Source organism: Pontibacillus salipaludis, assembly GCF_014642405.1.
GTDB classification, from domain to species: Bacteria; Bacillota; Bacilli; order Bacillales; family BH030062; genus Pontibacillus; species Pontibacillus salipaludis.
The window spans coordinates 1-23,641 of the sequence record NZ_BMIN01000008.1 but is presented as its reverse complement, the minus strand read 5'-3'; the positions used below and the strand labels follow the sequence as shown (position 1 = coordinate 23,641).

The 23,641-nt window shown below is 37.1% G+C and carries 29 protein-coding genes and 1 tRNA gene; 9 read left to right on the top strand and 21 right to left on the bottom strand.

Translation table 11 applies throughout. From position 1 onward, the window contains the following. Nucleotides 1–7: 7 nt before the first annotated feature. The 4 genes from IEW76_RS10140 to IEW76_RS10125 all read right to left on the bottom strand — a co-directional run bounded on the left by IEW76_RS10140 (nt 8) and on the right by IEW76_RS10125 (nt 3,691). Nucleotides 8–907: a carbohydrate ABC transporter permease gene (locus IEW76_RS10140; protein ID WP_188653455.1), complete on the bottom strand. Its 900-nt coding sequence runs from the start codon at nt 905–907 to the stop codon at nt 8–10. Then, a complete protein-coding gene (locus IEW76_RS10135; protein ID WP_188653454.1) occupies nt 904–1,758 on the bottom strand; it encodes a carbohydrate ABC transporter permease in 855 nt (284 codons plus the stop codon). Before IEW76_RS10135 ends, IEW76_RS10140 begins: the two co-directional genes overlap by 4 nt. An 80-nt stretch (nt 1,759–1,838) precedes the next feature. Next, the gene (locus IEW76_RS10130) at nt 1,839–3,122 is read right to left on the bottom strand and encodes an ABC transporter substrate-binding protein (RefSeq protein ID WP_188653452.1); all 1,284 of its coding nucleotides are present in this window, start codon (nt 3,120–3,122) and stop codon (nt 1,839–1,841) included. 371 nt (nt 3,123–3,493) lie between these two features. Continuing rightward, a complete protein-coding gene (locus IEW76_RS10125) occupies nt 3,494–3,691 on the bottom strand; it encodes a hypothetical protein (RefSeq protein ID WP_188653450.1) in 198 nt (65 codons plus the stop codon). A 193-nt stretch (nt 3,692–3,884) separates the two neighbouring features. Between IEW76_RS10125 and IEW76_RS10120 the strand changes: the two genes are divergently transcribed. Continuing rightward, nucleotides 3,885–4,178, top strand: a complete 294-nt coding sequence (locus IEW76_RS10120) for a hypothetical protein (protein ID WP_188653448.1) — start codon at nt 3,885–3,887, stop codon at nt 4,176–4,178. 77 nt (nt 4,179–4,255) lie between these two features. Here the strand turns inward: IEW76_RS10120 and IEW76_RS10115 are convergent, their stop codons facing one another. After that, a complete protein-coding gene (locus IEW76_RS10115; protein ID WP_188653447.1) occupies nt 4,256–4,594 on the bottom strand; it encodes a hypothetical protein in 339 nt (112 codons plus the stop codon). A 249-nt stretch (nt 4,595–4,843) separates the two neighbouring features. On the opposite strand from IEW76_RS10115, the gene IEW76_RS10110 reads away from it, so the two are divergent. Continuing rightward, on the top strand, nt 4,844–5,071 hold the full coding sequence (locus tag IEW76_RS10110; RefSeq protein ID WP_188653444.1) for a hypothetical protein: 228 nt from the start codon (nt 4,844–4,846) through the stop codon (nt 5,069–5,071). Between the two features lie 102 nt (nt 5,072–5,173). On the opposite strand, the gene IEW76_RS10105 is transcribed toward IEW76_RS10110, so the two are convergent. Further along, complete coding sequence (locus IEW76_RS10105) at nt 5,174–6,220, bottom strand: hypothetical protein (RefSeq protein ID WP_188653442.1); 1,047 nt, start codon at nt 6,218–6,220, stop codon at nt 5,174–5,176. A gap of 244 nt (nt 6,221–6,464) precedes the next feature. Between IEW76_RS10105 and IEW76_RS10100 the strand changes: the two genes are divergently transcribed. Together IEW76_RS10100 and IEW76_RS10095 are read left to right on the top strand one after the other, a co-directional pair. Beyond that, nucleotides 6,465–7,220 (top strand): SDR family NAD(P)-dependent oxidoreductase, encoded by a 756-nt coding sequence (locus IEW76_RS10100; RefSeq protein ID WP_188653440.1) that lies wholly within the window; start codon nt 6,465–6,467, stop codon nt 7,218–7,220. Between the two features lie 161 nt (nt 7,221–7,381). Next, on the top strand, nt 7,382–7,939 hold the full coding sequence (locus tag IEW76_RS10095) for a hypothetical protein (protein WP_188653438.1): 558 nt from the start codon (nt 7,382–7,384) through the stop codon (nt 7,937–7,939). 155 nt (nt 7,940–8,094) lie between these two features. On the opposite strand, the gene IEW76_RS10090 is transcribed toward IEW76_RS10095, so the two are convergent. Together IEW76_RS10090 and IEW76_RS10085 are read right to left on the bottom strand one after the other, a co-directional pair. Beyond that, entirely contained in the window at nt 8,095–8,316 is a 222-nt protein-coding gene (locus IEW76_RS10090; protein WP_188653436.1) for a hypothetical protein, read from the bottom strand. A gap of 210 nt (nt 8,317–8,526) precedes the next feature. Then, nucleotides 8,527–8,916, bottom strand: a complete 390-nt coding sequence (locus IEW76_RS10085; protein ID WP_188653434.1) for a thiol-disulfide oxidoreductase DCC family protein — start codon at nt 8,914–8,916, stop codon at nt 8,527–8,529. Between the two features lie 266 nt (nt 8,917–9,182). On the opposite strand from IEW76_RS10085, the gene IEW76_RS10080 reads away from it, so the two are divergent. Then, nucleotides 9,183–9,566, top strand: coding sequence for a DUF4181 domain-containing protein (locus IEW76_RS10080; RefSeq protein WP_188653432.1), 384 nt, complete (start codon nt 9,183–9,185; stop codon nt 9,564–9,566). Between the two features lie 276 nt (nt 9,567–9,842). After that, on the top strand, nt 9,843–10,394 hold the full coding sequence (locus tag IEW76_RS10075; protein WP_188653430.1) for a hypothetical protein: 552 nt from the start codon (nt 9,843–9,845) through the stop codon (nt 10,392–10,394). Nucleotides 10,395–10,509: 115 nt separating this feature from the next. On the opposite strand, the gene IEW76_RS10070 is transcribed toward IEW76_RS10075, so the two are convergent. The 12 genes from IEW76_RS10070 to IEW76_RS10015 form a co-directional block, all read right to left on the bottom strand. Continuing rightward, a complete protein-coding gene (locus IEW76_RS10070) occupies nt 10,510–10,692 on the bottom strand; it encodes a hypothetical protein (protein WP_188653428.1) in 183 nt (60 codons plus the stop codon). Nucleotides 10,693–11,061: 369 nt separating this feature from the next. After that, nucleotides 11,062–11,397: a DUF952 domain-containing protein gene (locus IEW76_RS10065; protein ID WP_188653426.1), complete on the bottom strand. Its 336-nt coding sequence runs from the start codon at nt 11,395–11,397 to the stop codon at nt 11,062–11,064. Between the two features lie 132 nt (nt 11,398–11,529). Next, nucleotides 11,530–12,210: a hypothetical protein gene (locus IEW76_RS10060; RefSeq protein ID WP_188653423.1), complete on the bottom strand. Its 681-nt coding sequence runs from the start codon at nt 12,208–12,210 to the stop codon at nt 11,530–11,532. A 136-nt stretch (nt 12,211–12,346) separates the two neighbouring features. Continuing rightward, nucleotides 12,347–12,652 (bottom strand): YciI family protein, encoded by a 306-nt coding sequence (locus IEW76_RS10055; protein WP_188653421.1) that lies wholly within the window; start codon nt 12,650–12,652, stop codon nt 12,347–12,349. Nucleotides 12,653–12,970: 318 nt separating this feature from the next. Continuing rightward, on the bottom strand, nt 12,971–14,119 hold the full coding sequence (locus IEW76_RS10050; protein WP_188653419.1) for an AI-2E family transporter: 1,149 nt from the start codon (nt 14,117–14,119) through the stop codon (nt 12,971–12,973). 642 nt (nt 14,120–14,761) lie between these two features. Further along, entirely contained in the window at nt 14,762–16,045 is a 1,284-nt protein-coding gene (locus IEW76_RS10045) for a DUF6602 domain-containing protein (protein WP_188653417.1), read from the bottom strand. 742 nt (nt 16,046–16,787) lie between these two features. Continuing rightward, nucleotides 16,788–17,216, bottom strand: coding sequence for a hypothetical protein (locus IEW76_RS10040; RefSeq protein WP_188653415.1), 429 nt, complete (start codon nt 17,214–17,216; stop codon nt 16,788–16,790). Beyond that, nucleotides 17,213–17,599 (bottom strand): hypothetical protein, encoded by a 387-nt coding sequence (locus IEW76_RS10035; protein ID WP_188653413.1) that lies wholly within the window; start codon nt 17,597–17,599, stop codon nt 17,213–17,215. Before IEW76_RS10035 ends, IEW76_RS10040 begins: the two co-directional genes overlap by 4 nt. Before the next feature lie 21 nt (nt 17,600–17,620). Continuing rightward, entirely contained in the window at nt 17,621–18,586 is a 966-nt protein-coding gene (locus tag IEW76_RS10030; protein ID WP_188653411.1) for a hypothetical protein, read from the bottom strand. A 359-nt stretch (nt 18,587–18,945) separates the two neighbouring features. After that, the gene (locus tag IEW76_RS10025; protein WP_188653409.1) at nt 18,946–19,137 is read right to left on the bottom strand and encodes a YolD-like family protein; all 192 of its coding nucleotides are present in this window, start codon (nt 19,135–19,137) and stop codon (nt 18,946–18,948) included. A 1-nt stretch (nt 19,138) separates the two neighbouring features. Beyond that, the gene (locus IEW76_RS10020; protein ID WP_188653407.1) at nt 19,139–19,351 is read right to left on the bottom strand and encodes a hypothetical protein; all 213 of its coding nucleotides are present in this window, start codon (nt 19,349–19,351) and stop codon (nt 19,139–19,141) included. Nucleotides 19,352–19,977: 626 nt separating this feature from the next. Further along, nucleotides 19,978–20,655 (bottom strand): DUF3800 domain-containing protein, encoded by a 678-nt coding sequence (locus IEW76_RS10015; RefSeq protein ID WP_188653405.1) that lies wholly within the window; start codon nt 20,653–20,655, stop codon nt 19,978–19,980. 986 nt (nt 20,656–21,641) lie between these two features. Between IEW76_RS10015 and IEW76_RS10010 the strand changes: the two genes are divergently transcribed. Together IEW76_RS10010 and IEW76_RS10005 are read left to right on the top strand one after the other, a co-directional pair. Then, nucleotides 21,642–22,079 (top strand): hypothetical protein, encoded by a 438-nt coding sequence (locus IEW76_RS10010; RefSeq protein ID WP_188653403.1) that lies wholly within the window; start codon nt 21,642–21,644, stop codon nt 22,077–22,079. 51 nt (nt 22,080–22,130) lie between these two features. Continuing rightward, a complete protein-coding gene (locus IEW76_RS10005) occupies nt 22,131–22,388 on the top strand; it encodes a hypothetical protein (RefSeq protein ID WP_188653402.1) in 258 nt (85 codons plus the stop codon). A gap of 104 nt (nt 22,389–22,492) precedes the next feature. Here the strand turns inward: IEW76_RS10005 and IEW76_RS10000 are convergent. Further along, nucleotides 22,493–22,565, bottom strand: a tRNA-Val gene (locus IEW76_RS10000). Between the two features lie 203 nt (nt 22,566–22,768). Here IEW76_RS10000 and IEW76_RS09995 point away from each other — a divergent pair. Next, nucleotides 22,769–23,299 (top strand): DUF6944 family repetitive protein, encoded by a 531-nt coding sequence (locus tag IEW76_RS09995; protein ID WP_188653400.1) that lies wholly within the window; start codon nt 22,769–22,771, stop codon nt 23,297–23,299. Nucleotides 23,300–23,641 lie beyond the last annotated feature (342 nt).

The following is a 23,641-nucleotide window of genomic DNA, read 5'->3' as shown; positions in this document are numbered from 1 at the left end:
ATCCTCCCTACTTAAGCGCGCTTCCGAGCATTCCAGAAATAAAGTGACGTTGCAGAGCCAAGAAGAAAACGATAATTGGAACCGTTGCTAACGTTACTCCCATCATGACCTGGCCATAGTCAATATAAGAAAGTCCCATTAAACTAGACAAGGCTACAGGGAATGTGTACATGCTATTCTCATTTAATACAACGAGTGGCCACATGAAGTTATTCCACTGTGTCATGAATAAGAAGATCGATGTAGCTGCTAAAGCAGGTTTCATAGAAGGTACAACTACACTCATGAAGATTCTAAACTCTGAAGCTCCATCTAATCGCGCCGACTCTAATAATTCACTTGGGAATGCCAAGAAGTTCTGCCTCATAAGAAAGATCGCAAATGGGAAACAAAGCTGTGGCGCAATAATTGCAAAATACGTATTTAATAAGTTAAGGTCTGACATCATTCTGAATAAAGGAATCAAGGTAGCCTGATATGGAATCATCATGGATAGCAAGAAGGCCGTAAAGATGAATTTCCTTCCCTTAAATTCAAATTTCGCTAGCACGTAAGCAGCTGAAGTACAAACGGCAAGAGCGATCACAACATACAGAACAGAAACAAAAATAGAGTTAAACATGACCCTTGCAATTCCAATTGACTCATTTAAGTTCGTCAAATTCGTCATAAACTCGCTACCAAATGATAGTGTAGGAGGATTGGTAAACATTTTACTAGAATCGTTCGTTGCCCCTACAAACATCCAATAGAATGGGAATACGGAAATGATAAGAAAGACGACAAGCAAAAGATACATCCAGAGCGCTTTAAATTTCGCTTTAGGAGTAGATGCTTTCTTTGTTTGTTGCCCCCTGATCTGAAGCGATTGAACCGTACGTTTGAACGTATTAATCTTCGTACTCATTTGTCATCACCTGCCACTTTAAATTGAATGAATGATAAGATGGCTACAATAATTACAACCGTATAGGCAATTGCCGAAGCATATCCAAACTCAAAGTACTCAAACCCACTTTGGTAAATATACAATCCTAATGTCATTGTGGAATCTGCTGGTCCACCTTCTGTTAAGTTATACGGTTCATCAAACAACTGAAGCGTCCCGATCGTTGAAAGAATTGCCGCAAATAAGATAACAGGCTTTAATTGTGGTACCGTAATATAGAAGAATTTACGAATCTTCCCGGCTCCATCTAAGGATGCCGCTTCATATAGATCTTCTGAAATATTCTGAAGCGCTGCAAGGAAGATGACCATGTTGTAACCTGTCCACCTCCAGGTCATCGCCATGATAATAGAAGCTTTGGCCCAGAACGGGTCAGATAGCCATGGAATAGGATCCATGCCGACCATCATAAATAAGTTATTAAATAACCCTTCCTCTTGAAGCATAATCTTGAACAAAATGGAGTAAGCAACAAGGGATGTTACAGCCGGAAGGAAGAAGGAAACTCTGAAGAATCCTTTAAGCTTTAACAACTGGCTATTCAATGTGCTTGCTAACACCATTGCGAGTATAATCATAATAGGAACTTGAATAATAAAGATTAGGAACGTATTCTTTAGAGCCGTCCAAAAGATACTATCGTTTAGTAGTCTCTTGTAATTTTCCAAACCTGCAAATACGTACTGTCCACCTTCCATCTCCTGAAAACTTAAGATGAACGATGAAATAATCGGATAGACCGTAAAGATACAGAACAATATGACTGCAGGAGCTATAAATAAGTAAGGGAACCTCTTCGTATGTGTCATTTTATCGCCATCCTTAAATGAAACAGGGGAGTATTATACTCCCCTGTTTTCCTATTTTCATAGATAGAATTCTGCTAGAATCACTGCGTACGGTTCTTTAACGTCTTCACGGCATTTTCGAGCGCTTCTTCAATCGGTGTACCATTTACGATCTTAGATTGCGCTTTTACAGCTTCATCTTTAGCAACCGCATAGTCACCTGTGTAGTTAACAGCTGGGATATTTTCCATTTCACCTGCAAACATTTCCCAGATCTTCTGGTTATCAAAGAACTCTACTTCTTGCTTAAAGATTTCATTGTCATAGACAGTATTTAAAGATGGGAATAATCCACCTTCCATTGCTTCAACCTGTACTTCATTTGTAGTCGAGAAATATTCCATAAAGTCATATGCTTTTTCTTTCTGGTCGCTAGCAGACATAATGACATAGTTACTTCCACCTAAGTTAGATGCGCGGTTTCCGCCTTCTTCAAATGCAGGAAGTTTAAATACTCCCCATTTACCCGAGGTGTCTTTACCTTGTTGCGTAATGGATCCGTACAACCAAGCACCAGATGGAGCAGTCGCAACGTCACCCTCTGTCATGGCACTAATCCAAGGATCCCAGCCCACTGTATTCTTAACAATACCAGCGTCTTTTAACTCTTTCGTAATTTCCATGGCTTTCTTAGATTCGTCAGATGCTAAATTCACTTCCCCTTCATCGTCGAAATAGAAAGTACCTTGCTGAGTAAGCATCATGCGATATAGACCATCATCACCATTTAAGTCTAAGCCAATCATATCTTTACCCGTTTTATCTTTAATCGTTTTACCTGCTTCTATAAAGTCATCCCACGTCTTGATATCTTCTGGAGTAACCCCTGCCTCATTGAAGATATCACGGCGATAGAAGACCCCTGTCGGCCCACCGTCAAATGGGAAACCATACATAGCCCCATCCTTCGTCAGTAGTTCCGTCTTATAGTCTGGGAATTTACTCTTCTGCTCATCAAATCCCATTTCAGAGAGGTTAGCAAACGCATCTGGGAACGTATTTATGTACCCTTGAAAGCGATCGTCCTCTACAAGGACAATGTCAGGTAAACCTTTACCTCCAGCTTGAAGTCCAGTAGTTAGCTTTGAATAAACATCACTTGTACCCATTTCTACTACGTTTAGCTTAAAGTCAGGGTTCTCTTCCTCAAACTTTTCAGCCGCCATTTCTAAAACCGGAACGTTAATGTTCCAAGCCCAAGCTGTAAGCTCCTCTTTACCAGAGTCAGATTCACCACTATCACCTTCACCAGAGCTATCACTTGAACATGCACCTAATACCAATACAAAAGCAACGAATATGATCATTCCAAATAATTTCTTCACTACGTCCCCTCCCCTTTATGAAAATCTAATTGTAATGAAAGCGCCTTCAAGTTCATCTTAAATGACGGGTAAATGTTAGTCAATAAAATTTTACTTAAATTTTTCTAAAATTTAAATAAGTTTCAATTGGGCTGCCTTTCTATTCGTTATAAGGCGTAACAGTGGGGTTCTCCAGGGGGTATTAAAATGAATATAACCTTTCTACAAAGGAGGAATAGGTCTGAGGATACCTTGTACATATGAATTATTTACCTAATATTTTACTAGTTGAACCAGTAGTAGCTACTATAATGTTCGTTACTCATAAAAAAACTCCCAGAAAGCCTGGGAGTTAATAAAGTTATATCACATATTCGTTTTTCAGTTGACCTCTATTGTTCTTTCACAAATGCACTGACAACAGTTAAACACAAACCAAAGGCGAACACGAATAAGAAGCTTACGAGGATCACAAGTCCATCACCCAAAGTAGGTTCGCCACCCCCTTGGAATAGTGGCATTCCTATAAAAAATGCGAGCAATCCAACCACCATGGCTGCAATCCCTCCATATCTGAATTTCTTCTTCATCCCTCCTCACACCTCCATCACGTCTATTTGTAAGACTTTTACCATTTAAGGGAGGGATGAAACCTTCAAGCCAGTGAATAAGGAAGTTTAAGATTGATAGAATGCGACCTTACCTCTTGAGGCAATACGATGGATTTTGTTTTAAATCATTTCTTTCATTTGGTAAAATATTGATAAATTAGGAGGGGATGGGATGTATCCGGTAGGTGCTGGTTTCGATAATGTATTCTTGATTGGTATCGGAGTGTTTCTAATAAATGCGATTTTGGTTGCGTTATTTCTCGTCTTGTTTAAGACGTACGCTCTAAAGAGTAAAGGTCACCTAAGTGTAATGGTGGCTATTTTTCTATACTGTTCGATTAGTTCGATTATAAGTGCATTTATACTTTCTATCACACTTGGGTTGATGTTCATTGCTCTTTATACAGGGGCGGCTGTTGTGATGTATAACACCAGAAAAAAGTACTTGAATGTAAAGACGAGTTAACACACGAGAAAAGCCCCCTGGTAGCAGGCGGCTTTTTTCATGCGTTATATCGCTTAATAAAGTATGTATTAGACTACCTAATTCGTTAACAACTTAGCGCTAACATGATTAAGAAAGCTTACTGCTTCTTCAGAGGATTGAAATTTGAAAGCATATCCGTACTGGATAAGGCTTTTACCTGTATTTTGCCTTTTAGGGAACTGCAGAAACGATGTATTATGTGTCAATCCCTCAGATTTATCGATCAATTCCTGATCCGCTTCAACCGTCTTTGGGTTAAGGGCGAGTGTCATCTCCTTATATGGCAGCACATAAGCAACCTCTCCCGTCCTCGCATCCTCAATTTCAATCGATTTCGTTGTCTTCTTTACAACCTTGTATCCATTCTCTATCCATACATCCATCATATTCTCCATTTTGGCCTCCTGTTAGGCAGCAATTTTTACTAAAATCTATGCATTCATCTTATCACGTTTATTTGGTATGTTCATGAACGAGACCTGAAAATATAAGGATAGAAGTCAGGAAAACTTTATAAAAATATAACTTCTATAGTTGCTCCTATCTTATTTCTTGCTCACACTCCCCCCTTCTTCCATACCAACAACATCAAATATTTGTTTTATAATGCTTTTTTAGGGTACCCTTCCTTTAGGGGGAATTAAATGGAACTTCTAAACCGTTTAAAAGAAGAAAACTTTACTAGAATAAGTTTTCATGACGAATATAATATCGTGCAGTTCTCTAACCTACTAGAGTTGACCTCTAATGAAGAGCTTTTATCCTTCATGGAAATCACTCCTGTAAGATTGGAATACTACCCTTTCGAGATCAAGCCACATATTATTTGTTACGATGAATTACGTTCTAAGAAGTTCTTTCTTTTCCGTTAGCTACTCGAAAATTAGAGCTAACTTGTTTTTATCTATCGGGACTCTTTAGTTAAATTTTACGCTTTAGAGTCCCTGTTCTCCCTATCTTTACATGTCGAAGTTTCAATCCCCATCCTCCAAATATCCGATATACCCATCATAAGGAAAGAACTTTCTCTTAAAATCTCCCTTATCCGTATTTATCTGAAATAAATAATAAGTACGATCATAGCTCTTGTTGGTATACCAATCATACTTCTCTTCTGTTCCATTCTCTTTATACACTACCTCTACATCTTCATAACCATAATTAGGATCTTGATACATCCCCTCCAAATAGGCTTGAGCGGTATCAACATTAGTGTCAAGACCATCTCCACTGAACCTTTCTTGTTGGTAATCATCTAACAGCCATTTACCGTCTTCATTCTTAAATGTATAGGTGACAATCATACCTTCAGACAGCTCATCTGATAATTCTGCTGTTTGTAAGACCCGTTCATCTTTTGTAGCTTTGATCACTTCAAAATAGAGATCAGATGCTATGCTAAAAGGGAACATAGACGAATCACAGGGATAGCACATCTCTAGCTCAAAGTAAGGCTTTAATGTATCTTGAATAAAGCGATCGGTAGCAACCTTCTCAAGATCTCCTTTTATGTCAGAGAAGTCACCTGATGATAAGGTTTCCTCGTCCCACCCGCTTACGAGTATATTCCGAATGGTAGAATTGGTGGATTCAACTAAGTCAATATAAGCCTGTTTATCGTTTGAAGAGGATTCTTCTATTGTGAAGGTCATTGTAATGTTGTCTGTCATTTTTACCTTTTGAGTTGAAGCGATCTCTGCAATGCGGAGCACATACGATTCACCAGGTGTATATCCTTCTCCTGGAGGTAACACTTCTAGCTTATCCTCACCGTTCTGCTTTACTGTCACATCAACCTTTGTCCCACTTTGATCGCGAACAGTAATCCCCCCGCTATCTTGATCATACATAATGGACGTATTGAACGTGATGTTCCAGACCTTATCCACCGGAACGACCTCTCCGCTTTCTTTCCATTCTTTCTCATCAGCAACAGCACCTGTTGCCCCTATAAACAGAAATACGAATACACTCATAAAAATGAAACCTATTAAGCTTTTGTTACGTGTATATCGATTCATTATTTTCCCTCCCTAAAATTAAACAAGCATAACAAGTGTATGTTTGTGTTGCTCATGGTATGTATTCCAAACGCTCAAGATTAGAAGAATTGATTAAGTAAGCATCCGTTTCTACAGGGGTCACTAAGGGTATGTTGTGTATGGAGAATTTCAGTACAGTTTTATAGTTCATTTAGGTTTCTATCAACGTATTGGCTGGTTGAATTCAAACCGACATAGTCAGACTAGAAAGGATGATGATTAAGTGAATCTTAACGGTAAAGTCGCATTAGTTACAGGAAGTTCCAAAGGATTAGGAAAGTGCATTGTTGAAAAGCTTGCTGCAAATGGTGCGAAAGTTGTGATTAACTACAATAGTAATGCTACTAATGCAGAGCGTGTCGTTCACGATATAAAGACAAACGGCGGAGAAGCTATTATGCTGCAGGCAGATATAACAGATGAACAAGAAGTTGAGGAGCTTATCCAAAATGTAGAGAAAGAATATGGCCAAGCGGTCGATATTCTAGTCAATAACGCAACAGGTCCTCAACCTGAAAAATCGTTAGAAGATGTAACCTGGCAAGACTATCTCGATCAGCTCCATTTTTCCGTTAAATCACCTCTGATTTTAACGAAGCAAGTGATGAATGGAATGAAAGAGAATCAATGGGGACGAATTATAAACATTGGTAGTGAAGTTGTTGGTTTAGGCAATAGTCACTTCTCCAACTATGTTACTGCCAAATCATCTGTGATTGGCATGACACGCTCGTGGGCAAATGAACTTGGTGAATACGGGATCACGGTAAATGCTGTACACCCTGGATTCACCCCAGTCGAACGCCACGGTAATGTTACCGAAGAGAGTGCAAGTGGTTATATTAACCAAGTACCCTTGAAACGGTTAGGTAAACCAGAGGATATCGCCGGAATGGTCAACTTCTTGTGCAGCGACGATGCTTCATTTGTGACTGGACAGAATATGAATGTGAATGGCGGGAATACGTTTGGGAGTTAATGTTAGTTAACGCCATCAACGATATATATAAGCCATAAAAACTAGCCAGTCTTTTGGACTGGCTAGTTTTTTATATCATAAGACCCTTACATTCCCCATTACCCAAACTACCTATTTATGGTAAAATTTCACCATGTTATTTTCTACAAGAGGTGGTTTATTTGAAAAAGCCCTATAAAATTTTACTTATGTTAGTTCTACTCTTCTGCCTTATTGCGGCTAGCATCAAAATTAATGAGGCCGTGACGTTTCATGAACATTATGTTCAAATAAGTAATGGCATCATCCACTATGAAACGGATCAAATTGTTCAGGCTCTCAGAAACAGCTTAGATTCCGGAGAAGTGCGTACAGAATCCATAAGAGATATCGTCCAAAGCGCGAATAAACTAAACAGTAAAATGTCAGAGCTTGGCCCTTACATTGATTTGAGGAAAATCAATACCTTTAAGGAATATGAAGGAAAGCTCGATTTTATTGAGGATGCTTTCCTTATTATCCAGGAATCTGACCGCTTAAGTGATGGAAGCTACACCCTTGATCAAGACCAAGAGTCTAAAGAATATTTCCAACGGGTCTTGAATGATTTCGAAAAGCTACTTGCCACCTCAAATCGATACGGAGAATACGATACACTCGAAGCGTATTACAACGAGGTTACGAGTATGAACACAAGTGCAGTATTTCGGTTAGGAAATAAGTTTGCGTCAGCCCCCTAACACGAGTCACATGGGCCAGGGGGACAGGTTCATTGTCCCTCAAACTCTTAAATGTAAACACTCCACATAACCTCCTATACAAATAGAAAAGAACCCCTATTAAGATGCTGTACTTAGCAACTCACTTAACAGGCGTCCTCCAGAGCTTGTTAAACTTATTTAACTGTTAACTTTATTTTTTCACTAGTGTTTTCCCATTTGATGTGTCCAACTTTTTCTTCCTCTTGCACCAATACCTCGCAATGGTCACAAATACCAGGCCCAATGATAACTTGATTGTTATCTACCAGATTGTAAGGTGCGGAACCACTGAATCTTCCCACATCATAGTAAAACGTTTTTTGGGGGGTTGAAGAGCCTATAAATTCAATGATCACCTTAGATTCTCTCCCTCTTTCAGTAAGAGCACTTATATATTGTATCTTCCAATGCTCAGATTTTCCTTTGTATACGATTTCCTCTTCAGTTGAACGACATCCGCTAACTACTAGAGTAACCACTATAAAGAGAATACACATCCACTTCTTGAAGCCAGACACCTCCACGATTTTCATATGTAAATAAAGAAAGAGGTTCTCCCTCTTTCTTTATAAAAACCGCTTCCGTATATCCTTCGACGGCAGCATGCAACTGTCTTTCTTACCAAACCACTTGTACCGGTTCTTGGCGAATATCTCATAAGCAGCATCCCGCACAAATTTAGGAACGATCGCAAACAAGCGAAGTGCTTTCCACGCACCTTTCAAATGCTTGCATACACGTAAGCCCGCTGAAGATTTCGTGTAAGCACGACCGTCTTCGATCAGAACGAAACTATCCGTATCAGCCGGGATCTCGTATTTCTTCAACAGATCCTGCCCTACCTCACTCTGCAACGAGGCAAAAGAGAAATACCCTTGTGGATCTCGTTTAATAATAAATTGAACGCTCTGGTCACAGAAATTGCATTCTCCGTCGAATAATACAATACCGTTCATAGGATCACCTCCGGCTGTTTCCTTCATGATAACATATATAGGAAATCATTCGGAATAGGACGTTTTTTAACAGAAAGATTTGACTCTATAGGATCAAAAGGACCTTAGCTTTGAGAGATAACACGGAGCTTCCCCCCTTACATCAGTGCATGTTAACGATTTTATCCCGGAGGGTTCACTTTCACCAGAAGTAATGAGATAATTTGGAAGCATTTATTGTCCTAATTACTTAATAGAAAGGTTTAGACTTACTAAGGAGAGATTCAATGAATTTTATAGCGCTTTTACTTGTGTTATCCATCTTGGTTTTCATGGTGGAGAAAATAACAAATAAGATCCTTAGAGTTGAAAAGGTTAAACTGTCGGAGACATCTGGCAAGAACATTGATCGCTTTGGCCGAGGTGTGATTCTTTTAATTTTTGTAACTACTCTGTGGTTTGTAATTAAGAAAGATTCAACCATGATTACTAAACTTTACTTTATGACCTACATAACTTTCTTATTTGGCTTCCAGGCAATTATGGAGTTTATCTTTATAAAGGGTTCAAAACAATATATCAGTACAGTAGTGCTGCTAGTTACCACCCTCATTATTATGTATAACTTAACTGAAATCTTCTATTGGATAGATAGTGGGTTATCGAGCTAAAGTAATAAAAAAAGCAATACTTACATCAATTTAATAACTCTCACAACCTTACAGAAGTATTTTATGGAATAAAATTGTTAAAGAGAGAGTCGTAATATGGAAACTCTATCCAAGAATAGCATCACTCTACCCTAACACTCCACCACATTCATCCATGCAATTTATTCACTCATTCACATACTACATAACCAATTTTTAACTAATCGGCTCACCTATATGTTACGATAATTTTGTATTGAAATTTTAGGAATTTAAGATGTGTGGGGAGGGAATGTGTTGAGACGTATTTATCTTATGATGGTAGGACTTATCCTGCTTTTACTTATAACAGGGTGCGGGGAGACGAGTACGGATCTCGATGAATATTTAAACAGCGGTACTTCAATTGATTCAGAGGCATCAAGCTTTATGCCGAGTCTTAGTAAGTTGCCTGAGTACGAGGACGTTGAGTACACGTATTCGAAGAACAATATGCTATTCTATCAATCTGAATCGATTTCTCTCGTTGTAGAATACGACGAAGATACTTATAAATCCGAGAAGAAAAGAGTAAAAGAGGCCGTTGATTTCCTAGAAGAACCTGTTCTTGCATTCACTTCAGATGGAGAGGAAAAGTACGGGGTACCAGAAGAGAAATTCAAGGTGAATAGCTACACGTTTAACGTCGAGAAAAATAGCAAGATCGCATACCCTAAACGTTTCGGGATGATTGGGATGTCTGATCAAAAACAACGCATCGCCTACTTATATTTCTTAGATACTGAGCTAGATTATATTAGTGGTTCTATGGAAGAGTTTGTTAAGAAGTATTTTAATTATCGTTTTTAAAACACGAGGACGTTTCTAGTGCTTCCTAAATTTCGTTTCTTAACCCTCCAGTATAGTAAGCAGCACGATAGAACAAAGAAGCATAAAACCGTCCCCGTGCTCACTCCCGATTAATCTATGCCCTCTCTGTTACCTGACTACTCTTCTTTAATAGCCAAGAAAGTACGAATGCAACGACAGTTACTATAGTAATTGGCAATCTCCAATCAGATAAGGATTCTAATACAAACCTAGAAGCAATTAATGATATACACCCACTTACAAATATAACTTCAAGAAGTACGATGATTACTTTCATGTTCTCCCTCCTTTAAAACTACGATCGACCTATCACCCTTTATAAACCCTTTTAACTCCTATAAACATATTGCCCACATTCCGTTACCTCCTTATAATCCCTTCATGCTTTTAGTATAAATTGGAGATCTAAATTTGCGATGAATCTCACCTTAATAAAAGATTAATTTCCAACACCTTCGAACGTTTTAACTAAAGTATAGAGATTAACAACGAAAAAAGGCTTCACAATCGTTGAACAAACGATTGTGAAACCTTTCCATTACTCAAACAGTTAGCATTTTGTTAGCAAAATCATTCAAAGACCTTATCTAACAAGAGGAGGGGCACCTATCACACATGCCTCCCCATTCGAAATCCCTCTCTCGGATTATATTTCTGTCGGTCGTATAAACTCCCCTTGTTCATTCGGTTCAAATGAAACAACTTTCGTTACCGCATCTAAATTAAGAGGGCCATAGATGTGTGGAAAAAGAGTGCCTGCAGCAATTAAATCTTCATACACAAGATCCGCTTGGACTTTGTGAGGATCGATAACGAGCAAGACGAGCCCACTTTGCCCTTTGAAAAATGTATTGGCTACATACACCGTTTGCTCTGGTGTAGCACAATGGATGAAACCTTCACTCTCTAAACTATCTGGTCGATATAGGCCCTCATCTTGGACGATTGTCCATTCTGATTTGCTCATCATATGTATAATCATTATTTTCTCTCCTTCAGGAAGCACAAGGGTGGCTCTAGCTGCCCTTATCTTCATTTCTAAAGCATCTTGAAGCGCAGGAACGGTTCTGGTTCTTCCCTCTCAAAACGTAATAAAGCACCCCCTAAGGATGTTTTATTCTCCTGTGATTTGCCTCTCAATTTCTAAAGTTGGAAAGTAATCGCCGTACTCACTACTTTCTGACTGAGATCTCGTGAAACTTACTTTTCCAACGTACTTATATTCAATGGTCAAGACATCCCAACCTTCAAACTCTAGCAGATGGTCAGAGAGTTGGCTGTATCTATTTACCGCTATGTCTTGTGCTGAGAATAGTTCATGTGGGGCTAAATTAATAACAGCCACGATTCTACCATTTTCGAAAGTTAAATCTTCTAACGTATCGTTTTTCCCTATCCCTGCATACTGAATTTCTGTCTTCACCTGATCAATCGAGGTGAATCTTTGTCCATCCTGACCTATACTCCCTTCAGATGAACCACTATCTACATTTGAATCATCTTTAACCGATGAGGTGTTTTCTTCTACTGGAGTATCTTCCTCTTTAACGGATGTTGTTTCTTCTTCCTCAAGCGTGCCTTCTTCTTCAACGGCTGTTGTTTCTTCCTCTTCTAGAGCACGATCTTCCTCGTTCGATTCAGCATCTTCTTCAGACGCTTGATTGTTTTCTTTTTCGTTCGCCTCAACTTCCTCTGTATCCTCTAATGAACTTTTAGTAGATGTTCCTTCAGCTGAACTACACGCTACTAATACCGTTAGTAAGCAAATCGATAAGTATAAAAAACTTCTCTTCAAACTAATTACCCCCTATATAATAACGAAGAGTATTTTACCACTAGTTGGTTTGGTTTCCAATAAAATTTTTAGATGGTGGATTATGAAAATACCATTAGAAGTGTATAGGGGATAACAAGATTATTAGCATGGTCAATTACTTTTCACTTCGAAGAGCTGTCCTGTAAGAGAAAACTTCTGCTGTCATGATTCCATGTTTAACAGCAGGGTCTTCCTTCATGAATTCTTCTGCCTTTTCGTCATTCTCTTCCTTAAAAACCACAATTCCAAAGCCTTTCTCATCTTCTCTGTCTGTCTTACCAGCAGTGATGACTTTCCCTTCGTCACAGTACTCTTTCAGTCTAACAAAATGGTCACGAACAAGACTTTCATCCATTTCCGTCCAATTTTCCTCTTCATGTAATCGAGGAATCAGCTTCAATATGTAAATATATTCTCTCATTTAACCACCCCTCCCCATTCATTCCAAATGATGAAAAAATACTTACTACTATATTAAACAGTATCCATTCAAATCGTACCACCCCCCCGGCTGGTACGATCACTCTATACCTGCCTTCTACTTTGAAGTGTAGGGACGGCTTTAGTGGTTTCTATTTACAGAAAGCAACTTGAAAACCATAGGGGCGATTTCACTTGATCAGTAACTTTTGTGCCATGGTACCTATCCCCGTGGTACTTGTTTTTAGAAGTCTATCATCATTAATTTTAAGGCAAAGAAGCACAGGACCCGTCCCTGTGCTTCTACTTAAAACCATAATTACTCTTCCATCTCATAATATCCCCGGTCTTCCCCGTAGTACTCGTTATATCGTTGCTTAAACTTATAGAAAAGATAAGAACCAATTACCTTTACGATTGCGTAGCCTGGAATACCAAGAATCACACCGACCACACCAAATAAATTACCCGCAACCATTAAAACAAGGATGATTGTTAATGGATGAATTTTCATAGTTCTACCCATTATATTCGGAGAAACGAAATTCCCTTCTAAAAATTGGACGGCGATCCATACTATTACTAGCTTTATAAACATAAATGGGGAGCTAACAATTGCTATGATAGCAGCTGGAATAATCGCTATTGTTGGCCCTAAATAAGGGACAACACTTGTTACTGCAGCGATAATGGCTAATGTGAATGCATAATCAAGACCGATGATCAGGTAACCAATGAATAATAGAATTCCAATTACAGTAGCGACAATAATTTGCCCTTGGATATAGGACCCAACTTGAATATCAATATTAGTTAAGATCTGTTTCGTATCATCTCTAAATTTCGGTGGAAATAATTTAATAATAAAACGTCGAAACCTTTTACCATCCTTTAATAAGAAAAATAAGATAAACGGAAAGGTTACAATGGACACAATCGTAGTTGTAATCGTACTAGCAACATTCTGTACCCCTTGAAAACCATTAGAAATATACGTTCCAATTAATTGTGGCAATTCACTTAACCTTTCCATTACCCAGTTATAACCATCATCATAATATGGACCTAAAAATGAACTTTGTACCCATTGAGTCATCGCATCTCCTAGCTGTTTTAGATAATCAGGGAAGGTTTGAACTAAATCCTTAATCTGCGCTTCGATAGATGGAGCAGTTAACAAGATCAGTCCAGTCAAAGCACCACTAAAACCTAGAATAAGAATGATGACTCCCCAAATTCTTTTAATCCGTAATCTCTCGAGCAAATCTACAATTGGATTAAATAAATAGTAGGCTATGAATGCCAGGATTATTGGAGGTACTATAGTAGATAAAATGACCGTTAGTGGATAAAAGATAAATGAAATTTTAGTGTATATATAAATGGTTATTCCAACAAGAAGAAAGAAAGCTACTATGTAAAAAAAGGTTTTACCACCGATTAATTTTAAAAATCTATTTTCCTCCATCCTTAAATACAGCTCCTTTAAAAGTAATGTACCAAACGATGCATGGGGACGGTTCTAGTGCTTACTTATTTCCACCTCAAAAACATTTTCACTTTACATTTCACCAGGGCAGTAAACCTACTTCAATCATCAAATAACACAAGAGCTGTATTTTGTACTTTTCTTAGAAAGTCTGTCTTTGATCAATTATAAGAAAAGAAGCACTGGAACCGTCCGAGACCAGTGAAAAAGTCAAATAATCATAATGAAGAAGCAAATCACCTACTGCATATGGAGATGGTTTGCTTCTTTGTATATCTCTATTTTGAGCTAAGGGCATAGCACTTTAGTAAAACAAGTACTTTTTCACTGGTACCGGACGGTTCTAGTGCTTACTAAATTTCGTTCCTAAAGTATTAAAAAAATATTTACTCCCATTGTAGTAAACCTTTTTAGATTAGCAAGATAGAACAACGAGTTATATTTTTACTACTCTAAGCAAGTCTGTTTTTGATTAATTATAAGACAAAGAAACAAATTATCTACTGTATATAGTTGATTTGCATTTTTGCATATCTATTTTGATGTAAGTGTTCGACGCTTCAATAAAATGAATATATTTTTTTACCGTTCCCGTTTCCAGCTTACTACACAGATAAATTTCTATCTCAAGCTCCATTTCACCATTTTTCCATCCCTGTTTTCTCCTGCGTAAAGCTTCCCATCTTTTATAATTACTGCACATTCATCAGTTAACAATTCTAAATTATTATTATCGTCTTTATATACAAGCTTTTTTTCCTTTAACCCCTTTAGTAATTCATGCTCGTCTAAGTTATACCTTTGAAGTATATCTTCAAACATGCCACTATTAGTGTTCATGACTTCTCCATTACATAACCATGTTACTAATAAATGTTCGGCTTCATTGAGCTCATGGGGTTCCCAAGATTTATAAAAAGGTTCAATTTCCAAATCCTCTGGTACTTCAATATATTTATATTCCCACCCCTTATACCCTTTACGTTCAATAGCTCTGCATCTCAAATATCTGTATAACCCTTCTATATCTAAGTCCTCTCCAAAGATATCAGAAGTAATACCATGCTTATAGCTTAATTTAGTCCAAAGCATTTCCAAAAAATGAAGTAAAGGGTTATGGACAGAACTTGTACAAATATCCCAATACCCATCTTCCCCCATTACAGTATTGTATGGTATTCCGTTTAGTTTTAATAGTGAACTGTTATTAGTAAAAACTAAACTAGGAAAACTATTTGGCCCAAACCCTTTAGCTCTATGCTCTAAGTCTTCACTTACATTAGCCTCCAGCATTTTGGTAAAACCATTCCGTAAACTGTTCATATCTTTATACCCATAAAAACCAAACACAATTCTAAGTGGCATCACTGTTTCCATTAAAAGAGTATGGTACATCATCTGTATATCAAAACTATAATTATGTAACTCATTATTGTCAGGAACATCCATCCCTACAGCGGATCTAAAAGTATCGCTAAATAGCCTAAATTCATTTACTGACATTTCTTTTGGCGTGAAAATCTCTGCTATTCTAGCCATTTTATTGTAAGAGTCAACTAAATCAGCTTTATATAAGTTTTTTTTCACTTCAATAACTGCTAATACTTGTGAAATATTATATATCCAATGGTCTGTGTTTGGTATATTTTTTCCTTCACCTTCAACAATCATACAATCAACTTGGGCACTTTTCTCGTTATTTTCATTAACAATTTGACCAGAAACCACCCTTAAGTCTAACCCTTCAAATATTGATTTGTTTAATAATTTTTCAGCAATCCCTTCATACATATCACCTATAATTGTAGGGTGTTCTATATTAGTTACATCTTCTTGAAATTCTTTAATAGCTTCTTCTTCTTTATCCCTTAAATCTTTTAGCATATCTGCTACTGTTATAATCATTTAAAACTCTCCCTTAATAACTTTATGTGTATAAAAAACGTCCCCCATTATTATAGATTTCAACAAAGATACCTTTATCACCTTCTATTTTTTTACAATTATGTAAAGGACATAGGGAGAGTCTTCTGCTTTCTTATGTTTGTTACTTTAAAGTCTTTTAAAACTATATCCTATTATAGCTCGGAAAGTACCTCGATCATTTATTAGACAGAAAAGGAAAGGAACCGCTTTGTACTTCTTCAATTTTCAACAATTATTTAGCATATCCTTCCAAAACACAAAAATATGTAGCCTCGTTCATACCATTGTAGGTCAATGCTATATTCTCATTGAAGTATAATACAACGTTTTATTACCTCAAGCAATCCAGAATGGGCTAACTAGTTAAGCAATTTAATACGCAATTGAAGGAAGCCCTGGGACGTTTCTAGCGCTTCCTTATTTCACAAAAGAAAATCCCCAGAACCATTCAGGCTCTAGGGATTTAACTTATAATTCCGACTGGGCTCGAACCAGCGACCTCCACCCTGTCAAGGTGGCTAACACAATAGGAATGAACAAGATAAAATACTTTTAAATGGCTTCAGATCAGGTTTTTATCCGATCCTAATCAGACCTGATAGGATCAATCATGCTCTTTGTTGACGAGTTTGGTCAACAATTCGTCAACAATTCGTCAACAACTATTACCCTTTAGTAGCTTAACTCAAAATAAAAAAGGCCCTTTTAAAGGACCTTCTATCTAACCTAAACCAGGTATGCTAAGACCAAAGAAACTTGCTATAGTCATTAGTGAAGATGTGTTTGCTACTAACGGTTGCAGCTTTTTGAGACAAACTTTCACTTTCGACTCGTTATTATTCTCAATATTGTTTTTTAACATATCATAAAACATTTCAGCTTCATCTTTCGTTTCCTCGTTCGATATCTTGCTAAGCTCGACCTGTAACTCATCCAAGGCATTCTTCAAACTCTCGTTCTCATGTATATTAACTTGTGTAACATTATCACTTTGAAAGACTGCGTTACCATTGATAGTGTTGCCAGTTACGTCTCCCATTTTCCTGTTATCCATATACACAAACACCCCTTTACTATGCTCAGCGAAGTAGCCCATCTGTTTCAAATCATTTAAGGTTTTCACTTCCGAGCAAATGGGATCTTCAATCATCCAACCTTCATGGGTCTTCTTATATTCATCTTTTTTTTTAGCGCATCTGACTTAAAGTCATCAGTAAAATTGAAAACCAATACTACATTGTCAGGGTTATAGTAATCTTCTTCTCCACACCAGCAGTCATATATTTCTTCTTCATTGATCGGGTCATTCAAATGAAATGTTTTGCCCTTGTGATTCTCTGGACAAAGAAGCATTTTTAATGGCACAAGTTCAAAACCTTCTTTATTCATTAAAAATCTAAGAACGTCCTCATACCGATCATTACTGATATTCAATGTGCTTAAAACGTTTTCAACAGTAAAATCTTCTATAGGGGGGTCATTAGCAGCCCATCTTGATAAAATCTCATTAATTTCTGTATATGAAACTGACATAACAACCCTCCTTAGAAAATTTTATTCGCTTGATGCTGGAGTACTACCGCTTTTATCTTTATCAATATAATGGACAAAAATGAATGCTTCTATTACCTGTTCATAAATAATTTCCGGCGTTTTATTTTTGAATTTAAAACCACCATTCTTTAAGTTTATTTCAAAACTAGCCGGAATTTCAATACCTACAACAGGGTCAGTAAAAGTGAACTCACAAATCTCATCCATTGTATCATTTGTAGGTAGACCAACGTCATTTTCAATAGCTGATATGAGCTTCTCGTAAGTTTGATCACTTCTTAGGTCTATCTTATTCTTACCAGTAAACCTTAACTGCCCCACAGAAGATGGTATAGCTATCTCTGTACTCTTTAACCCAGCAGAAAGCTTTTTTGAAATTTTCACAGCATCTTCTTTAGTTACCTTAGATAATGGAAACCACTTGTATGGCGGGGTACCAAAGCCCATTATCTTCATAAGGAACTCGGCATACTTGTTACGATCATTATAAGCACACCTTAGTTCTATGACTTGATCATTGAAGTGTATAACTATTGGTGTGTGTGAGGCATATCCTTCTACGTTATTGGAATACCCTCTCTTTCTTACTGTCTTCTTTTCCTCCACCAACTTAATATAAACATCATTCTCGTCTTGAACTACAGAGCATATCTGTATCTCAGGTTTTAATCTTGGTTCCCACTCAGTACCTATCTGCGAACCTTTCACATAACCGTTTTTAATCAAGGTTTTTATAAAGTTCGCAGAGGTATTTGAAGTATGGGGGAACTCTTTTTCGGTTTTAATCAAAGTCAGATTAGAGCCTGCAAAAGCAAATTGAGATTCAAGGTATCTTAGTTTACTTTCATGCCCTTCGTCTATTAAATCTTGTTCTACATCTTCTATATCTCTTGAGCGATGCTTTATCTTATTTTGCATTGCAAGCTTTCTTATATAAGTTACGGGAACATTTTCTATAATATGCAATAAGATTCCTGCCTTTCTATTTAATTTTAAAGGCAGCAGCCTAGAATCATAGTAAAAAAAATGTTATGATTCAACTAGGTTATAAGACTGGAATGCCTCAAAAGCCCTCTTTTTGTAGAAAGAGGGCTTTTCCATGTCTTCAATTTATCACAAATTACCTATTTTTTCTACATTAAAACCTTTTTTACATCCCTTGAATTTACTTCTCACAATATCGAAATAACCACAATATCAAGTAATCTAATCAGGAAACTATCATTACTATTTGTATTCATCCCTTTTAGTTGTTTGTTCATACTGTCAATACCCGTGATCTTAACAGTAGCAAAGCTAAAATTAAACCCATCATAATGTTTTATTCAAACTGTCAGACTATCCGTTAATGCCCGCTGAAGTTTGAAATCAATCTCTACAGCTTGATCCTCAGCAAGCATCCCCTTCTCTACACGCTCATCTTCTTTCCACACTTCTTTTAACATTTCTACATGCTCCGGAAGCATTAGTGAAGTCCACTTAATGGTCCCCCTGTCTCTTAATCGATCGTCATTCATTTTAACCCACCTTGTTACGGAGAGGACCAATTAAAAGAATACTGCTCCGATTGAACTTCCTTAAATTTTTACAGTGATAACAATAAGCCAGGATAAATGAAGCACCTACTCGTATGATCCTCACCTTCCTTTGAGAAAGTCGACCATCTTTTGATAAGTATATCATTTCAAGTGTTTCTCGATCTTGTTTCGCGTTCACCAGCATTCCTTCCATGATCATCCCTTCTATAATAATAACACGAACACATGTTCTTATTATAACCATGATAGATACAAAGATAAACACAGTTTTTTAATTTCTGCACATTTACATAATATTGAAGGTTATTTTTAGTTTCGAGAAGAATGTAAGGAATTGTAGAAAGAGGGAGAATAGTAAGTATTTGACTCAAGTTACTGTACAAGAATACATTGAATTTGTAAGGCTAATGAAAAGTTTTTCGATGATTCTAATGGAAACCCTACGTTAAAAGCTGGTATTAATGAAATAGCCAAAAGGGTTTCGAATGACCCCGCTATACTGAAGAACATAAACAAAACGACATCGAATACCTAATGGATAGAGCTTTCTTCACTCGCTAGGATATTCTCTTTCAATTTTTGCATAAAAAAAGATCCTTATGTTATACATAAGGATCTTTGGCTCACTTGTATTATATGTTAAACACTTTAGCTTTAAAGTGCCTCATGGACAGGAGCACAAAACAGCACTCTTACTATTTTATAGCTGTTCCATGAGTCAGACAGTCGTTTACTAACGCTGTAAACATATAATACAATATATATTTTACTCTGTAAAGGTAAAAACATACATAATTTAACAAGAAAAAATTCCCACACCTATGGTAACCTTACTGCCGTATAATTTTCTTTTAAGAATCTCTTTAAGTCCATTTCGTGTTCTAACATGTGTAGTTTTGTATTAGCCAGTAAATCAGCTGCTTGAATTAAATAATTCGTTTCGCTGTCTTTATAGTTAACAGCAAAATCAGTTTGGAAGCTTGTTGTATTATAATTTTTATGAATTTGATAATAATTATCTTCATTAAAAAAATTAGTTAAATGATCTTCTAAAGAATCTAGAGCTGAGTGTGCTACGTTTTGGTTATCAATATTAACTTCTAAACAACTACAAGATTTAGGGATGATCTTTTGATTTATAAGCTTATCAACTAATCTGCGCAAAATATAATTTTTGTATCTCACGACATCTTTCTTCTTTTCGAAATCAATTCTAATAAGGTCTGGAACCTTTACAGTAACAAATACTTGATTACATGTGTATGTTCTTAATTTTTTCAATAGCCTTTTCCTGGTTCCAAGACTCATGGAAGAAGTTTTTAACTCTCCTTCAATCCCCTTTTCTCGCTTAATTTGTTTTACTAAATTCTTATAAGAGGCATTCACACCATGAAAGTTGCTTTCAGTTACTAATAAACCACCATATATGAAATGATCCGCATGTGGATAATTCGGATGAAGTTGTCCAGAATCATCTAAGTACAATTTATATCTCAATCTTAATCTCACCTTTGCAGAAGTAGAATTATAGATGCCTACACTAATATTATATGCAAAATACGATTTTAATTTACAAAAGACTACTAATTAATGTGTATTATAACAAGATTAAAGATAAAAATCTCTATAATGATTCCAAATTATACTAATTACCACATGAATCTTCAACATAATTTGATAGACTTTATTATTTTATGTAAAAAAATATCCCCCCCACCTATAGAGGCAGAGGGTCTTTGTTCATTTTTCGTTTGCTGGCACGACGTAAACTGTCCATCCATATTCATCGCACAACTTATCAGCGTAGTATTCTGCTGTATTCTTACCTTCGAAAGTACCGCCCAACTATAATCATCAAGCAGCTTAGCTTTGGAGTTAGATAAATCTGTAGCATTAGCAAAGGTCCCAGTTTTGAGACGGTAAAGTTTTCTGTCCTCAGGCTTAGGAGGACCTTCTTTCTCAGGAAGCGCGGGGACGGTTCTTCTGGTGCTTCCATATTTTCGTATCTAATCATTTTATCTTACTATCTCACATTATACTGAATCTTTAATATCAATCAGGTAGAACAAAAATATATATCCCTATTTCTATGCTCTTCTTGAAAAGTAGAACTATAAATCAAAGAAGCATAGGAGCCATCCCCTGTGCTCCCCCCTCGACTTTACAAACTCTTTCTATATAGCTGTCTCTAGACTAGGTAAAATATTTTGTTCACCATTATAAATTTCTTTGTCTAATACCTCGTACAAACGGGTTTATTTGCTTATGACACAAAAAACCTAAATAACATTCCAAGTTATTGATGCCCATTATTCAGGGTATAGTCCACGCAGGAATCGTACCTGCGCTTCCAACCAAATAATTACCCACCAGTAACTTATAGGAGGAAGATAAAGAAGAATGCCGAAATATACATAATATGGGTTTTTATCGCATTTGAAATAAAAACATATTATTAATTGTGTAATAAAAGGAGCGAAAGCATGAATACTAAATTATTGCAAAGATATGAATCCATAAAATCTATACTGGATATTGCAGTGAATAGAAAAGACAGCTTTATAGTTGCAGAAGAAGCTATCTCATTTAGCGCAAAACGTTTCGTTTTAAAATATTATTACCGCGATGAAGAAGCTACTAAAAGGCAAATAAAAAAGGTGAATAGCATTATAAAAGACTCATATAACATCGATTCTCTAAAGTCACATAATAATTTAGACTATCGGGATGAGGAAATCGATAAATTGGAGGTTTTTGGAGAGGTCAATGCTAGAATTATAGGAAATGAACTATCAATAAATGTGAATACGCATAGCCATCAAAAAAATTTCACTTTTAACGAACGTGATACTATGGATAGCTTTGTACATTTTTTAGAGAATGAAATCTCAAAAGAGGCAACCGAATTATCTTTAGGTTGAACTTGTTTGTTTCCTAGAAGGAAATATTATAAATTTTACTGAGGTGAAAGAATGAATATAACGAAAAAAGGAACTTATACATTTAACGATCTCAAAGGGTTTAGTGGGGTAGAAATAAGTGGTGAAGATCAAGTTAGAGTAAATGGGGTGACCATTTTCAATATCGATGCAGTTCATATCCACCTAATTGATATGGATAGTATCCAATTTAGATTTTTGCTTGGAGCAGAAGAGAAAGCATCTTTCTCCATTGAAGAATTTGAAAGTGTTTTTGTAAATGGGCATATATTTTTGGTGAATACACATTAGAAGAATAAATTTTGGAAAGAAGCGCTGGGACGGTTCTAGTGCTTCTTCCTTATTTCACAAAAAGAAAATCCCCAGAACCATTCAGGCTCTAGGGATTTCACGTATGATTCCGACTGGGCTCGAACCAGCGACCTCCACCCTGTCAAGGTGGCGCTCTCCCAGCTGAGCTACGGAATCCTGGGAAATATGTAATTTTACAATTGTTTCAGACAATTATTATAATACGAAATCTCCTATAGAAAGTCAACTCCTTTTTTCTTCATTTATCCAGTTACTAGCTTGATAAAATCGCCCCTTTTTACATAGTTGCATAGATTACAAACATTTCTGTCACACCATACCTCCCTCCTGTTTACACTACTACAAAAGGGGTGAGGGGCATGGAGAGGGAAACATTCGGAGCATGGGTCGTTGCCATTGGAACAACTTTAGCAGCACTAGGCAACACCCCTTCCCTGTCTCTCCCTTCCACCCTTTCAAAGGATCTCGACGTTGTTGGAAATGTCCTTCAAGGCACAGGAAGCGCATTCCTCGCCGATACAGAAGACGCGTTCACACTCAACAAGCTTGGGAACATGATCCAAGCTACCGGGAACTCAACCGTTGTAAGCGGATTGCTCTTGCCTGTAGAAGAACAAACAAGGCTCTCCCTCCTCATCAAAGGAAACCTGCTCCAAGCTCTAGGAAGCGGAACCTCCCTTGCAGAAGCTCTTTCAGAAGAACAAACCCTACTCAATCTCTATATTATATACGGAGACCTCCTCCAAATGATCGGCAACAGCCTCCAAGCCCTCGCAGAAGGAAAAGAACTAAAAGGCCAAAACGCACAAACACTCGAAAGCATCGGAAACTGGATCCAAGCCATCGGATCATACTTCTCCCTATACGCCACACAAATAAATCACCACTAACCATAAAAAAGCCCGCCTTGTCTAAATGACAATCACAGGCTTTTCTTCTTTAAGTTATTTGAACTTGTGTTTGGGGATTTTAAGCCCAGATGCTTGAACGTGTAGTGAGCCACGTTCGACATGTTTCCGATCCCCCTAATACGGAAAGGTGGGCCTGGAAACTGCGAGACTCCCGTGGGGTGAAGAGCCTAGGTGAGACCCCGGAGACCGGCCTTTGAAGTGGACCCTTGTTTTTGGTCATAATCAAAAACAGGAGGTGCGATGGTGAATACTATTACATCAGCTATGAAACAAGACATCGCGGTACGCTATTTGAGTGAAATGACGACTTATAAAGATTTA

Bases quoted from the DNA above. Each gene is read 5' to 3' on its own strand.
- IEW76_RS10140 (WP_188653455.1), bottom strand. From the start codon at position 907: ATGAGTACGAAGATTAATACGTTCAAACGTACGGTTCAATCGCTTCAG.
- IEW76_RS10135 (WP_188653454.1), bottom strand. From the start codon at position 1,758: ATGACACATACGAAGAGGTTCCCTTACTTATTTATAGCTCCTGCAGTC.
- IEW76_RS10125 (WP_188653450.1), bottom strand. From the start codon at position 3,691: ATGAAGAAGAAATTCAGATATGGAGGGATTGCAGCCATGGTGGTTGGA.
- IEW76_RS10120 (WP_188653448.1), top strand. From the start codon at position 3,885: ATGTATCCGGTAGGTGCTGGTTTCGATAATGTATTCTTGATTGGTATC.
- IEW76_RS10115 (WP_188653447.1), bottom strand. From the start codon at position 4,594: ATGGAGAATATGATGGATGTATGGATAGAGAATGGATACAAGGTTGTA.
- IEW76_RS10110 (WP_188653444.1), top strand. From the start codon at position 4,844: ATGGAACTTCTAAACCGTTTAAAAGAAGAAAACTTTACTAGAATAAGT.
- IEW76_RS10105 (WP_188653442.1), bottom strand. From the start codon at position 6,220: ATGAATCGATATACACGTAACAAAAGCTTAATAGGTTTCATTTTTATG.
- IEW76_RS10085 (WP_188653434.1), bottom strand. From the start codon at position 8,916: ATGAACGGTATTGTATTATTCGACGGAGAATGCAATTTCTGTGACCAG.
- IEW76_RS10080 (WP_188653432.1), top strand. From the start codon at position 9,183: ATGAATTTTATAGCGCTTTTACTTGTGTTATCCATCTTGGTTTTCATG.
- IEW76_RS10070 (WP_188653428.1), bottom strand. From the start codon at position 10,692: ATGAAAGTAATCATCGTACTTCTTGAAGTTATATTTGTAAGTGGGTGT.
- IEW76_RS10065 (WP_188653426.1), bottom strand. From the start codon at position 11,397: ATGATTATACATATGATGAGCAAATCAGAATGGACAATCGTCCAAGAT.
- IEW76_RS10055 (WP_188653421.1), bottom strand. From the start codon at position 12,652: ATGAGAGAATATATTTACATATTGAAGCTGATTCCTCGATTACATGAA.
- IEW76_RS10050 (WP_188653419.1), bottom strand. From the start codon at position 14,119: ATGGAGGAAAATAGATTTTTAAAATTAATCGGTGGTAAAACCTTTTTT.
- IEW76_RS10045 (WP_188653417.1), bottom strand. From the start codon at position 16,045: ATGATTATAACAGTAGCAGATATGCTAAAAGATTTAAGGGATAAAGAA.
- IEW76_RS10040 (WP_188653415.1), bottom strand. From the start codon at position 17,216: ATGATTGAAGATCCCATTTGCTCGGAAGTGAAAACCTTAAATGATTTG.
- IEW76_RS10035 (WP_188653413.1), bottom strand. From the start codon at position 17,599: ATGTCAGTTTCATATACAGAAATTAATGAGATTTTATCAAGATGGGCT.
- IEW76_RS10025 (WP_188653409.1), bottom strand. From the start codon at position 19,137: ATGAATGACGATCGATTAAGAGACAGGGGGACCATTAAGTGGACTTCA.
- IEW76_RS10020 (WP_188653407.1), bottom strand. From the start codon at position 19,351: ATGGAAGGAATGCTGGTGAACGCGAAACAAGATCGAGAAACACTTGAA.
- IEW76_RS10010 (WP_188653403.1), top strand. From the start codon at position 21,642: ATGAATACTAAATTATTGCAAAGATATGAATCCATAAAATCTATACTG.
- IEW76_RS10005 (WP_188653402.1), top strand. From the start codon at position 22,131: ATGAATATAACGAAAAAAGGAACTTATACATTTAACGATCTCAAAGGG.
- IEW76_RS09995 (WP_188653400.1), top strand. From the start codon at position 22,769: ATGGAGAGGGAAACATTCGGAGCATGGGTCGTTGCCATTGGAACAACT.